This window comes from Sinorhizobium fredii (assembly GCF_002944405.1).
Taxonomy (GTDB): Bacteria; Pseudomonadota; Alphaproteobacteria; order Rhizobiales; family Rhizobiaceae; genus Sinorhizobium; species Sinorhizobium fredii_C.
In genome coordinates, this window is the sequence record NZ_CP024307.1 from 1,404,259 (window position 1) to 1,417,508 (window position 13,250).

At 61.7% G+C, this 13,250-nt stretch carries 12 protein-coding genes; 10 read left to right on the top strand and 2 right to left on the bottom strand.

Annotated elements, in window-relative coordinates; genetic code table 11:
- Nucleotides 1–6 precede the first annotated feature (6 nt).
- From nuoL to NXT3_RS06800, 7 genes are all read left to right on the top strand, one after another.
- Nucleotides 7–2,001 carry an NADH-quinone oxidoreductase subunit L gene (gene nuoL / locus NXT3_RS06770; protein WP_104838997.1) on the top strand — a complete coding sequence of 665 codons (1,995 nt, stop codon included), beginning with the start codon at nucleotides 7–9 and terminating at the stop codon, nucleotides 1,999–2,001.
- On the top strand, nucleotides 2,001–3,512 hold the full coding sequence (locus tag NXT3_RS06775) for an NADH-quinone oxidoreductase subunit M (protein WP_104838998.1): 1,512 nt from the start codon (nucleotides 2,001–2,003) through the stop codon (nucleotides 3,510–3,512). Before nuoL ends, NXT3_RS06775 begins: the two co-directional genes overlap by 1 nt.
- Before the next feature lie 19 nt (nucleotides 3,513–3,531).
- Entirely contained in the window at nucleotides 3,532–4,974 is a 1,443-nt protein-coding gene (nuoN, locus tag NXT3_RS06780; RefSeq protein ID WP_104838999.1) for an NADH-quinone oxidoreductase subunit NuoN, read from the top strand.
- Nucleotides 4,971–5,738: a biotin--[acetyl-CoA-carboxylase] ligase gene (locus NXT3_RS06785; protein ID WP_104839000.1), complete on the top strand. Its 768-nt coding sequence runs from the start codon at nucleotides 4,971–4,973 to the stop codon at nucleotides 5,736–5,738. The genes nuoN and NXT3_RS06785 overlap by 4 nt, the downstream gene beginning before the upstream one ends.
- 24 nt (nucleotides 5,739–5,762) lie before the next feature.
- Nucleotides 5,763–7,430: a ribonuclease J gene (locus NXT3_RS06790; protein WP_104839001.1), complete on the top strand. Its 1,668-nt coding sequence runs from the start codon at nucleotides 5,763–5,765 to the stop codon at nucleotides 7,428–7,430.
- A 67-nt stretch (nucleotides 7,431–7,497) separates the two neighbouring features.
- On the top strand, nucleotides 7,498–7,902 hold the full coding sequence (gene mce, locus NXT3_RS06795; protein WP_104839002.1) for a methylmalonyl-CoA epimerase: 405 nt from the start codon (nucleotides 7,498–7,500) through the stop codon (nucleotides 7,900–7,902).
- 269 nt (nucleotides 7,903–8,171) lie between these two features.
- Nucleotides 8,172–8,441, top strand: coding sequence for a DUF1467 family protein (locus NXT3_RS06800; protein ID WP_104839003.1), 270 nt, complete (start codon nucleotides 8,172–8,174; stop codon nucleotides 8,439–8,441).
- A gap of 106 nt (nucleotides 8,442–8,547) precedes the next feature.
- On the opposite strand, the gene NXT3_RS06805 is transcribed toward NXT3_RS06800, so the two are convergent.
- Nucleotides 8,548–8,769 carry a hypothetical protein gene (locus tag NXT3_RS06805; protein ID WP_037414148.1) on the bottom strand — a complete coding sequence of 74 codons (222 nt, stop codon included), beginning with the start codon at nucleotides 8,767–8,769 and terminating at the stop codon, nucleotides 8,548–8,550.
- A 367-nt stretch (nucleotides 8,770–9,136) separates the two neighbouring features.
- On the opposite strand from NXT3_RS06805, the gene proS reads away from it, so the two are divergent.
- From proS to NXT3_RS06820, 3 genes are read left to right on the top strand one after another with little or no spacing between them, the layout of a single operon-like run.
- Nucleotides 9,137–10,465, top strand: a complete 1,329-nt coding sequence (gene proS / locus NXT3_RS06810; RefSeq protein WP_037414149.1) for a proline--tRNA ligase — start codon at nucleotides 9,137–9,139, stop codon at nucleotides 10,463–10,465.
- 14 nt (nucleotides 10,466–10,479) lie between these two features.
- A complete protein-coding gene (locus NXT3_RS06815) occupies nucleotides 10,480–11,790 on the top strand; it encodes a lipoprotein-releasing ABC transporter permease subunit (protein WP_037414151.1) in 1,311 nt (436 codons plus the stop codon).
- Nucleotides 11,791–11,804: 14 nt separating this feature from the next.
- Nucleotides 11,805–12,491: an ABC transporter ATP-binding protein gene (locus tag NXT3_RS06820; protein ID WP_097526421.1), complete on the top strand. Its 687-nt coding sequence runs from the start codon at nucleotides 11,805–11,807 to the stop codon at nucleotides 12,489–12,491.
- A gap of 13 nt (nucleotides 12,492–12,504) precedes the next feature.
- Here the strand turns inward: NXT3_RS06820 and NXT3_RS06825 are convergent, their stop codons facing one another.
- Nucleotides 12,505–12,972 (bottom strand): DUF5680 domain-containing protein, encoded by a 468-nt coding sequence (locus NXT3_RS06825; RefSeq protein WP_037414245.1) that lies wholly within the window; start codon nucleotides 12,970–12,972, stop codon nucleotides 12,505–12,507.
- Nucleotides 12,973–13,250: the final 278 nt, after the last annotated feature.

The following is a 13,250-nucleotide window of genomic DNA, read 5'->3' on the forward strand; positions in this document are numbered from 1 at the left end:
AGGGCCATGGACACCATTATCAAGGCTATCGTCTTTCTGCCTCTGATCGGCTTTCTGATCGCCGGCCTGCTCGGTACGCAGATCGGTGCCAAGGCATCCGAATATGTGACCAGCGGCCTGATGCTGATTGCGCTGGCGCTCTCCTGGTTTGTTTTCTTCGACGTCGCACTCGGCCACGAGGAGATGATCAAGGTCTCGGTGCTCCATTGGATCCAGTCGGGCAGCTTCGACGTCGAATGGGCCTTCCGCGTCGACACGTTGACCGCCGTCATGTTCGTGGTCGTCAACACGGTCTCGACCCTGGTGCACATCTATTCGATCGGCTACATGCACCACGATCCGCATCGTCCGCGCTTCTTCGGCTACCTGTCGCTCTTCACCTTCGCGATGCTGATGCTGATCACGTCGGACAACCTGCTGCAGATGTTCTTCGGCTGGGAAGGCGTGGGCCTCGCGTCGTACCTGCTGATCGGCTTCTGGTACAAGAAACCCTCGGCCAATGCCGCGGCGATCAAGGCCTTCATCGTCAACCGCGTCGGCGACTTCGGCTTCTCGCTCGGCATCTTCTGTGTCTTCGTCCTCTTCGGCTCGATCAATCTCGAAACGGTCTTCGCCGCCGCCCAGAGCTACATTCCGGCTGAAGGCGCAGTGGCAGGGGAGGCGGTTATCACGCTCTTCGGCATGCATCTCGACAAGGCCGATGCGCTGACCGCAACCTGCCTGCTGCTCTTCATGGGCGCGATGGGTAAGTCGGCGCAGTTCCTGCTGCACACCTGGCTGCCGGATGCCATGGAAGGCCCGACGCCGGTTTCGGCCCTCATCCATGCCGCGACAATGGTGACCGCCGGCGTTTTCCTCGTCGCCCGCATGTCGCCGCTCTTTGAACTGTCGCCGGATGCGTTGACTGTCGTCACGCTGATCGGTGCGATCACTGCCTTCTTCGCCGCGACCGTCGGTCTGGTTCAGAACGACATCAAGCGAGTCATCGCCTATTCGACCTGTTCGCAGCTCGGCTACATGTTCGTGGCGCTCGGCGTCGGCGCTTACGGCGCGGCGATCTTCCACCTGTTCACGCACGCCTTCTTCAAGGCGCTGCTGTTCCTTGGCGCCGGTTCGGTGATCCACGCCGTCGATGGTGAGCAGGACATGCGCTACATGGGCGGCCTGCGCACCCATATCCCCGTCACCTACTGGATGATGTTCATCGGCACGATCGCGCTGACCGGCGTCGGTATTCCCGGCACGGTCATCGGCACGGCAGGCTTCTTCTCGAAGGATGCGATCATCGAATCCACCTTCGCGTCGCACAGCGTCGTTTCCGGTATCGCCTTTGCGCTTTTGGTGATCGCCGCTCTGTTCACCAGCTTCTATTCCTGGCGCCTCACCTTCATGACCTTCCACGGCACGCCGCGCGCGTCGCACGAGGTCATGCATCACGTCCACGAGTCGCCCCAGGTCATGCTGGTGCCGCTCTATATCCTAGCGCTCGGTGCGCTCGTCGCCGGCTTCCTGTTCCACGATTATTTCTTCGGCCATCACTACGCCGAATTCTGGCAGGGCGCGCTCTTCACGTCGGCCGAGAACGAAATCCTCGAGGAGTATCACCACGTTCCGCTGTGGGTGAAATGGAGCCCGTTCGTTGCCATGGCGCTCGGCCTGTTTACCGCCTGGTACATGTATATCCGTTCGCCGGAAACGCCGAAGTACCTCGCCCGGCAGCATCGCGGTCTCTACCAGTTCCTGCTCAACAAGTGGTATTTCGACGAGCTCTACGATTTCCTCTTCGTCCGCACCGCCAAGCGTCTCGGTACCTTCCTCTGGAAGGAGGGTGACGGTCGCGTCATCGACGGCTTCGGGCCGAACGGGGTGGCGGCGCGCGTTCTCGACGTGACCGATCGCGTCGTCCGGCTGCAGACCGGATACCTCTATCACTACGCGTTCGTCATGCTGATCGGCATTGCGGCGCTCGTTACCTGGATGATGCTCGGGAGTTCCTTCTGATGACCGATTGGCCCGTACTTTCCGCGGTCACCTTCCTGCCGCTGGTCGGCGCCCTGCTTCTCCCGCTGATGCGGGAAGACAGCGCCGCCGGCCGCCGCAACATCCTGAACATCTCGCTCATGACCACGATCGTGGTTTTCGGCCTGTCGCTCTATGTCTGGTATCAGTTCGATCCGTCGAATCCCGGCTTCCAAATGGTCGAGAAGCATGAGTGGCTCGGCACCGGCATATCCTACCATCTCGGCATAGATGGTATTTCGGTGCTGTTCCTGCCGCTGACGGCATTTCTGATGCCGTTCTGCGTGCTGGCGAGCTGGGTCACGATCGAGAAGCGCCTGAAGGAATACATGATCGCGTTTCTGATCCTGGAAACGCTGATGCTCGGCGTCTTCGTCTCGCTCGACATCGTGCTCTTCTACGTCTTCTTCGAGGCGGGCCTCATCCCGATGTTCATCATCATCGGCGTCTGGGGCGGCAGGGACCGCGTCTATGCGAGCTACAAGTTCTTCCTTTACACGCTGCTCGGCTCGGTTCTGATGCTACTCGCCATCATGGCGATGTATTGGCAGGCCGGCACGACCGACATCACCGAACTGCTCAAGTACAATTTCCCGCGCCAGATGCAGACCTGGCTGTGGCTTGCCTTCTTTGCGTCCTTCGCGGTGAAGATGCCGATGTGGCCGGTCCATACCTGGCTTCCCGACGCGCACGTCCAGGCGCCGACGGCGGGCTCCGTCATCCTGGCCGGCATTCTCCTGAAGCTCGGCGGCTACGGCTTCCTGCGCTTCTCGCTGCCGATGTTCCCGCTGGCGTCCGATTATTTCGCGCCGCTCGTCTATACGCTCTCGATCGTTGCGATCATCTACACCTCGCTGGTGGCTATGATGCAGAGCGACATCAAGAAGCTGATCGCCTATTCCTCCGTTGCCCACATGGGTTACGTGACGATGGGGACCTTTGCTGCGAATGTCCAGGGTGTTCAGGGCGCGATCTTCCAGATGCTCTCGCATGGCATCGTCTCGGGCGCGCTCTTCCTTTGCGTCGGCGTCGTCTACGACCGGCTGCACACGCGCGAAATCTCGGCCTATGGCGGTCTCGTCAACAACATGCCGAAATATGCCGTGGCCTTCATGGTGTTCACCATGGCCAATGTCGGTCTTCCGGGCACCTCGGGCTTCGTCGGCGAAGTCCTGACGCTGGTCGGCGCCTTCCGCGCCAATACCTGGGTTGCCCTCTTTGCGACCAGCGGCGTTATCCTGTCGGCCGCCTATGCCCTCTGGCTCTATCGCCGGGTGATCTTCGGCGCGCTGGAGAAGGATAGCCTCAAGGCGATGCTCGACCTGTCGACGCGCGAGAAGGTCATCCTTTATCCGCTGGTGATCCTTACGATCTTCTTCGGTGTCTATCCGGCGCCGGTCTTCGATGCGACGGCGGCCTCCGTGGATCTGCTCGTCAACAACTACGCCGCAGCCCTGCAGGCAGCGCAAGACGTTGCGCTTTCGGTGCACTGACCACAGGACGTGATTGGACATGACTGCTGAAACCCTTTTTGCAAGCCTGCAACTCTCAGTTCCCGAGCTGATCCTGGCGGTCGGCGCGCTGGTGCTGCTGATGGTCGGCGTCTATTCGAGCGAGCGCGCGACCCCCGTCGTGACCAGTCTCTCCATCGCGGTGCTCGCCATTGCCGGGCTGTGGCTCGTTCTGAACACCGGCGACGGCGAGGCCTATGGCGGCGCCTTCCTTTCGGATCCCTTCGCGAAATTCATGAAGGTTCTGGCGCTGATCGGCTCGGTCACCGTCATGGTGATGACCATCGGTCAGGCGCGCGCCGCGCAGATCGACCGCTTCGAGTTTCCGGTGCTGCTGCTGCTCGCAACCCTCGGCATGTTGCTGATGATCTCGGCCAATGACCTGATCTCGCTCTATCTGTCGCTGGAGCTGCAGTCGCTGGCGCTCTACGTCGTGGCCGCGATCAATCGCGACAGCGTGCGGTCCACCGAAGCGGGCCTCAAATATTTCGTTCTCGGCGCCTTGTCCTCGGGCATGCTGCTCTACGGCATGTCGCTCGTCTATGGCTTCACCGGCCATACCGGTTTCGACGAGATTGCCGCGGCGCTTACCGCGGAAGGCCGCTCGCTCGGCCTGGTCTTCGGCCTGGTCTTCATCCTTGCCGGCCTTGCCTTCAAGATCTCCGCGGTTCCGTTCCATATGTGGACGCCGGACGTCTATGAAGGCGCACCGACGCCGGTGACGGCCTTCTTTGCCGCCGCGCCGAAGGTTGCGGCCATGGCGATGCTCGTCCGCATTGTCATCGAGGCCTTCGAGCCGGTCGTCGCCGACTGGCGGCAGATCGTCGTCTTCATCTCGATCGCTTCGATGCTGCTCGGCTCCTTTGCGGCGATCGGCCAGCGCAACATCAAGCGGCTGATGGCCTATTCCTCGATCGGCCACATGGGCTATGCGCTCGTCGGTCTTGCCGCCGGGTCCATGGCCGGCGTGCGCGGCGTCATCCTCTACATGCTGATCTACATGGTGATGACGCTCGGCACCTTCGCCTGCATTCTCGCCATGCGCCGCCGGGATGGCGAGCATGTCGAAGGCATCGATGACCTCGCCGGCCTGTCGCAGACCAATCCGTTCATGGCGACGGTGCTGACGATCCTGATGTTCTCGCTTGCCGGGATCCCGCCGCTTGCCGGCTTCTTCGCGAAATATTTCGTGTTCGTTGCCGCGATCGAAGCCCAGCTCTATGGTCTGGCGATCATTGGCGTCCTCGCATCCGTCGTCGGCGCTTACTATTACCTGCGCGTCATCAAGGTCATGTGGTTCGACGAGGCCAAGGGCGAATTTGCCCGCACGTCGGGCGAACTGCGTTTGGTCTATGGCCTTTCCGGCCTTTTCGTGCTCGGCTATGTGCTGATCGGCGGCCTGCTCGGTAATGCCGCCGAGGCGGCGGCGCGGACATTCTTTTGACCGGCGGGCAGGGCAGCGGCCGGATTTCGCCCGATGAATTCCGGCACATAGCGCTTGCCGAAACTGTCTCGACGAACAGCGAATGCCTGGCGCGGGCGCGAGAGGGTGATCCGGGCAATCTCTGGATCACCGCGGCGCGCCAGACCGGCGGCCGCGGTCGACGCGGCCGCGAGTGGTTTTCCGAGCCCGGCAATCTTTACGCATCCTTGCTGCTCATCGATCCGGCGCCGGTTAAGCACCTGCATTCCCTGCCGCTCGCTGCAGCCGTTGCGGTGCATCGGGCCATTCGCAGGGTCATGCCTTCGGGTTCGCCGGAAGTGGCGATCAAGTGGCCGAACGACATCTTGATCGATGGCCGGAAGACCTGCGGGATCCTGCTCGAGGGCGAAGCGCTTCCGGATGGCCGCCACGCTCTGGTGATCGGCTGCGGCGTCAACGTAGCGGTCATGCCGGAGACGGGGCTCTACCCGGTCACCTCGCTTCGGCGCGAGGGCGCCACGATCTCGGCCGAGGAACTATTCGCTCACCTGTTCGTGACAATGGCTGAGGCGCTTTCCATTTGGGATAGAGGCGCCGGCATTGCCGCGATCATCGATCAGTGGAAGGCCGCCGCGAAGGGCATTGGCGAGGCCATCACCGTTAACCTGCCGGACCGTTCGCTCGGCGGCCGCTTCGTCGGTATCGACGAAGACGGCCGGCTGCTGCTCGACACGGGCTCCGGTGCGCCGCTGGCAATCGCCGCCGGCGACGTGTTTCTCGGATAAACAAGAATAGAGGCGCAGCGCAAAATGGCGCAGGAAGAAGAATTGGTGTTCTTGCCGCTCGGCGGCGTTGGCGAGATCGGTATGAATCTCGGCCTTTACGGCTATGGCAGCCCCGGCAGCCGCCAATGGATCATGGTCGATTGTGGCGTGACCTTTCCCGGTCCGGAACTGCCCGGCGTGGAACTCGTCCTGCCCGACATTTCCTTCCTCGCCGAGGAGCGCCGCAATCTCAAGGCGATCATCATTACCCACGCCCACGAGGACCACTACGGCGCCCTGAACGATCTCTGGCCGGGGCTGAACGTCCCGGTCTATGCCTCGCCGTTCACGGCCGGCATGCTCGAGGCGAAGCGCGACTTCGAAAAGAGCCGCGGCGAAATACCGGTGACCGTCTTTAAGGCGGGCGACCGCATCAATGTTGGCCCCTTCAGCATCGAGGCCGTCGGCGTCAACCATTCCATTCCCGAGCCGATGTCGCTGGTCATCCGCACGCCGCTCGGCGCCGTCGTGCATACGGGCGACTGGAAGATCGACCTGGAGCCATCGCTCGGCCCGATCACCAACGAAGCGCGTTTTCGTCAGATCGGCGAAGAGGGCGTGTTGGCGCTCGTCTGCGACTCGACCAATGCGCTGCGCGACGGCGTTTCGCCGTCCGAGCGCGAGGTATCGGAGAGCCTGGCGAAGATCATCGCCAATGCCGAGGGTCGCGTCGGCATCACCACCTTTTCGTCGAATGTCGGCCGCATCCGCTCGGTCGCCGAAGCCGCGGAGGCCGCAGGCCGCGAAGTGCTCCTGCTCGGCAGTTCGATGAAGCGCGTCGTCGACGTCGCAAAGGACCTCGGCATCATGGAGGGGCTGAAGCCGTTCCTGGCCGAGGACGAGTTCGGCTATATCCCGCGCGACAAAGTGGTCGTCATTCTCACCGGGAGCCAGGGCGAGCCGCGCGCTGCACTTGCCAAGATCTCTCGGGACGAAATGCGCAATGTGGCGTTTTCGGCCGGCGACACGATCGTCTTTTCGTCGCGCACCATCCCCGGCAACGAAAAGGCGATCAACGACATCAAGAACGGCCTGATCGAGCAGGGCATCCACATCATCACCGACAGCGAGGCGCTGGTGCATGTGTCCGGCCATCCGCGCCGTAACGAACTGCAGCAGATGTATCAATGGGTGAAGCCCCAGATCGTCGTGCCGGTGCATGGCGAGGCGGCGCATCTGACGGCGCATGCCGAGCTTGCGCTCAACTCGGGCATCACCAGCGTCCCGCGGCTGCGCAACGGCGAAATGCTGCGCCTGGCGCCCGGTCCCGCCGAGGTCATCGATGAGGCACCGCACGGCCGCATCTACAAGGACGGCACGCTGATCGGCGATTTCGACGAAATGGGCATTGGGGAACGGCGCAAGCTCTCCTTTGCCGGCCACGTCTCGGTCAACGTCGTGCTCGACAACCGTTACGACTTCCTCGGCGACCCGGACGTCGTGCCGATCGGGCTTCCGCAGTTCGACGACGAGGGCGACGACATGGACGACGTGCTCTATGACGCCGTGCTCGGGGCGGTGGAAAGCATCCCGCGCGCCAAGCGCAAGGATCTGGCGATGCTGCAGGAAGCGGTCCGGCGGGCGGTGCGCAGCACGGCCAACCAGATCTGGGGCAAGAAGCCGATCGTCACGGTCTTTGTCACCAAAGTCTGATTGGCCCGACCGGCGGGCCGGTGTAAACCGGTCGGAGCCCGCACGGCGCTGAAGGGGAGGAGGTTCGATGCTCGGCAGAGTGAATCACGTGGCGATCGCCGTACCGGACCTTGCGTCTGCGGCCGAAAACTATCGTGCCACCCTCGGAGCAACGGTCACCGAGCCGCAGGCTTTGCCCGAACATGGCGTGACGGTCGTTTTCGTCACGGTCCCCAACACCAAGGTCGAACTGCTGGAGCCGCTCGGCGATCAGTCGCCGATTGCCGCCTTTCTCGAGAAGAATCCGGCCGGTGGCATGCACCACATCTGCTACGAGGTGGAGGACATTCTTGCGGCGCGCGACCGGCTGCGGCAGGCGGGGGCACGTGTGCTGGGCGACGGCAATCCGAAGATCGGAGCCCACGGCAAGCCGGTCCTTTTCCTGCATCCGAAGGATTTCCACGGCACGTTGATCGAACTCGAAGAGGTGTGACAGTCGGGTGCGGCGAAGCGGTTTGCGCGATCCACAGCAAAGGCGCTATAAGGCGTTGCCTCGCAGAAATCGCTTCGACAGCCGCTTGCGATCGGCGCAATCAAGACGGTATGGCAGCAAGGCTGCTGCCAATGGGCGTTGCCCATCTGCATGTCTCCTTACATCGACCTCGATTTAAGGAAAAGACATGCAACGATTCAAGTGCTACAGCGACCTTTGCGCGTCCGATGAGACGCCCGGCGCTGTAAGCCTTCCATCAGGGAACCTGGATGTCCGCCTTTTCGATCTTTGCCGTCTATTTCATCATCTGGTGGCTGACGCTTTTTACCGTGCTGCCGTTCGGGGTGAGGACCCAGGCCGAGGAGAATGAGGTCGTGCCCGGCAGCGTCGAGAGCGCTCCCGCCCGCTTTCGTGGCCTGCGGGTGGTGCTGATCACGACGGTAATCGCCGGCTTGATCCATCTGGGCTGGTATGTGCTTTCCGTGAAGCTCGAATACGACCTCGATGCGATATTCGGCTTCATAGGTCCGAGAGGCTGAGGCGAGGGCGCTCGATCGGCCGCACGCAAGAAACGTGCCGCACTTTCATGGAGACGTTGCAGCAGCCGTTACGCACTTCGAGCTCAGGCGCAGCCCTTGACAGTCGTCAAATCGACATATTTGCCCGCTGCTTCGTTTTCATTGGCGGGTAAATAGCAAAAAAAAACAAGGCCAAAGCCTTGTTTTCAAGTTTCGCGTGATCTTTGAACCGTTGCCGGCGGCAGCGAACGAGCGCGCCTAAGATCTTATCCTCCCAAGACTTGACCGCGAAATTCGGCAAGAATTTGGTCTTCTTGCCTGTTTTGTGAGCCGAAACTAGCTCAAACATTGGGCTATGTCACCAGCTTTTTTTGCATTTTTGCTACAGTTTGGCAAAAAAATCCGATTGACAGAAATGGGCCTTGTCCTGTTACTACCGTGCTCTTTTGACGCAGGTCTGAGAGAGCGTTTCCGCCGCAGCGTCATTTTCGGTGTGGCTTTCTTCCCGATCTAGCAGGGTTTTCTTCCGCGCGCGAAGCGGCTATGAACGCTAAACTCGGAAGTTCCCGTGGCCGCGCCGATGGGAAATCAAGAGCCCGATTTCAAACGGCAATCGCCACCTCCGCCTGTTGGAGGGCGAGGGCGGCTGCCGCAGCACAACGTCATTTCGCCCGAATCCACCGATAGTGCGAGAGCCACCAGTTCCGGAACCCGTCATGCGCCTGTCCCGCTATTTCATGCCCATTCTGAAGGAAAACCCGAAGGAAGCGGAGATCGTTTCCCATCGCCTGATGCTGAGGACCGGCATGATCCGCCAGCAGTCGGCCGGCATCTATAGCTGGCTGCCGCTCGGCAAGCGCGTGCTCGACAAGGTCAATGCGATTATTCGCGAGGAACAGAACCGGTCCGGCGCGGTCGAGCTCCTGATGCCGACTTTGCAATCGGCGGAGCTCTGGCAGGAGAGCGGCCGCTACGATGCCTACGGCAAGGAGATGCTGCGCATCAAGGACCGGCAGGATCGGCCGATGCTCTACGGGCCGACGAACGAGGAGATGATTACCGACATCTTCCGCTCCTATGTGAAGTCCTATCGGAACCTGCCTCTCAATCTCTACCACATCCAGTTGAAGTTCCGCGACGAGATCCGTCCGCGCTTCGGCACCATGCGCTCGCGCGAGTTCCTGATGAAGGATGCCTACTCCTTCGACCTCGATCGAGAGGGCGCGGAGCATGCCTATAACAAGATGTTCGCCGCCTATCTGCGGACCTTCGACCGCATGGGCCTGCGCGCCATTCCGATGCGCGCGGACACCGGCCCGATCGGCGGCAACCTCAGCCATGAATTCATCATTCTTGCCGATACAGGCGAGTCCGAGGTGTTCTGCCACAAGGATTTCCTCGGCTTCGACATTCCGGGCAAGGAGACGAATTTCGATGACGTCGGCGGGCTGAAGGCGATCTTCGACAAGTGGACTTCGCGTTATGCCGCCACCTCGGAAATGCACGACGAGGCCGCCTTCAACGCTATTTCCGAGGGCGACCGGCTGTCGGCGCGCGGCATCGAGGTCGGTCACATCTTCTATTTCGGCACGAAATATTCGGAGGCGATGGGTGCCAAGGTGCTTGGACCCGACGGCAAGGAGCACACCGTGCACATGGGCTCCTATGGCATCGGCCCGACACGCCTGGTGCCGGCGATCATCGAAGCCTCGCATGACGAGAACGGCATCATCTGGCCGAAATCGGTGGCTCCGTTCGACGCGGTCGTCATCAACATGAAAGCGGGCGACGCCGCTTGCGATGCGGCCTGCGGCACGCTCTACTCCGACCTCGGCAAGGCGGGATTCGACGTCCTTCTGGACGACACGGACGACCGCGCCGGCGCTAAGTTCGCGACCGCCGATCTTATCGGCGTTCCCGTGCAGATCATCGTCGGGCCGCGCTCGGTCGCCAATGGCGAGGTCGAGGTGAAGGACCGCAAGACCGGCGCGCGCGAGACGATGACGGTGGAAGCCGCAATCAACAAGCTGGTTGCGAACAGATAGAGGCAAGGACGACGATGACCGCGGCGACGGAAGAGCAAGTGCAGGTTGCCGCGCCATCCGGCATAAGGTCCAGTCGTCCCTTCTCCGCCTTCGAGCGCATGGTCGCCTGGCGCTATCTGCGCTCGCGCCGCAAGGAAGCCTTCATTTCCGTCATAGCCGGCTTTTCCTTTATCGGCATCATGCTCGGCGTGGCGACGCTGATCATCGTCATGGCAGTGATGAACGGTTTCCGCACCGAGCTGATATCGCGCATTCTCGGCATGAACGGCCATGTGATCGTCCAGCCGCTCGACGGGCCGCTCACCAACTATGCCGAGCTCGCCACCAAATTCTCGGCCGTTCCAGGGGTGACGATGGCGATCCCCCTGGTCGAGGGGCAGGTGCTCGCGCAGGGCGTTGGCGACGCCTCGACTGGCGCCCTGGTTCGCGGCATCCGGGCGGAAGACCTCGCGAAGCTCAAATCGATCTCGGAGCACATCCAATCCGGCGACCTCGTCGGCTTTGCCTCGGGTGCCGGCGTTGCCATCGGCTCGCGCATGGCCGAACAGTTGGGAATTCGCGTCGGCGGAACGATTACGCTCACCTCGCCGAACGGCGACGTCACGCCCCTCGGCATGAATCCCCGCGTCAAGGCCTATACCGTTTCGGCGATCTTCGAGATGGGCATGTCGGAATATGACGCGACGATCGTCTTCATGCCGCTAGAGGAAGCGCAGCTCTATTTCAATGCCGAGGGCCTCGTCCAGTCGATTGAGCTTTTCGTCGAGCAGCCGGACGCCGTCGACGCCTTGCGCAAGCCGATCGAGGACGCCGCCGGACGGCAGGTCTACCTGACAGACTGGCGGGACCGCAACAGAACCTTCTTCTCGGCGCTCGAGGTCGAGCGCAACGTGATGTTCATGATCCTGACGCTGATCGTGCTCGTCGCCGCGCTCAATATCGTTTCCGGCCTGATCATGCTGGTGAAGGACAAGGGCAGCGACATCGCCATTCTGCGCACGATGGGTGCGACCTCCGGCTCGGTGATGCGCATCTTCTTCATGACGGGGGCGGCGATCGGCGTTACCGGAACGATCGCCGGCGTCATTCTCGGCGTGGTCGTCTGCCTCAACATCGAGTCGATCCGCCAGTTCTTCTCCTGGGTCTCCGGCACGACGCTCTTCGATCCGGAGCTCTACTTCCTCAGCCAGCTGCCGGCCGACATGAATGCCGACGAGACCATCTCCGTCGTCATCATGGCGCTGGCGCTCTCCTTCCTGGCGACGATCTTCCCGGCCTGGCGCGCCTCGCGCCTCGATCCGGTGCAGGCCCTGCGGTACGAATAAGGACAAGAACGTAGATGAATGCGCGCGTGGCACTGCAGCTCTCCGGCGTCGAGCGGCACTATGGCGAGGGGGATACCTACCTGCCGATCCTCAAGGGTGCCGACCTGACGCTGCGGAGCGGCGAGACGATTGCGCTCGTCGCGCCCTCGGGCACCGGGAAGTCGACCCTGCTTCACCTCGCCGGGCTGCTCGAACATCCGGACGAAGGAGACGTGATCGTCAACGGCATCCCATGCAACGGCCTCAGCGACGACCGGCGCACGGCGATCCGCCGCAACGAGATCGGCTTTGTCTATCAGTTTCACCACTTGCTGCCGGAATTCTCAGCGCTCGAGAACATCATGATGCCGCAACTGATCGCCGGCTTGTCCAAGGCGGAGGCGGCCGAGAGGGCGAGGGCACTGCTGGACTACATGCGGATCGGACACCGGGCTGCACACCGGCCGGCCGAACTTTCTGGCGGCGAGCAGCAACGTGTGGCGATCGCCCGGGCGGTCGCCAACGCGCCGCTCATCCTGCTGGCCGACGAGCCGACCGGCAACCTCGACCCCGAGACGGCTGGCTATGTCTTCGAGGCGATGGAAGCCCTTGCGCGTCAGTCAGGCCTAGCGGCGCTGATCGCCACCCACAATCACGAACTTGCTGCTCTTATGGATCGTTGCGTGACGATCGAGGACGGCAAGGTCATCGAACTTCGATAGGCCGGAAGGAAGCTCACGGCACGATCAGTCCGCCGCGATAATCGAGCTCATAGGCCTCTTCGCCATCGACGAATATGGTCTCGCGTCCGGAAAAGTGGTCGGTCCCGCCGCGGCTGCTGTCGATATAGCAACCATAGGCGTGCTGATATTCCATGCCGCCGAGGAAGTGGCGCTTCTCGTGATACATCGTCTGCAGCGCCGCCTTGATGACGGCGCCGGCCCGTCGCGCATCGATCAGTTCCGGTCGGACGATCCGGCCGAAATAATTCATCGCCCAGCACGGCTTGCCGTCGTGCCAGACCGCTTCCTGACCGGCGAAGTCGCTGCCGCCGAAGTAGCTGTCGAGATAACGCCAGGCCCCGCGCTGATGGCCAATATCGTGGGAGCCTGTCCGGCACGCCGGCAGCCTGGCGCCATCACTGACATAGGTTTTAGCCTTAGCTTCGACGATGAAGTCTGTGAGTTCGTCGATGTTGATCATGGGCGTTCCCCTGGTATTGGATTGAGGATGCCTCAAGAGGAGGCGCGTGTAAAGAACAAATAGTGAACAAATGTCTCCGCACCGCAGCCTTTTGGCGGCAGATCGCCCCAAGGCCTTGCGTTTGGACGCCACCCTATTCGTCGATTCGGTCGGCCTGGCGTTTTGCCAGTCGCGTGGAAAGCTGATCGCCTTGGTTGCATTAACCATAGCCGGTGAATAACGGGCGTTTCATGCGTGCTTGCTTGACTATTGAACAAAAATAGAACAAAAAAAGAACA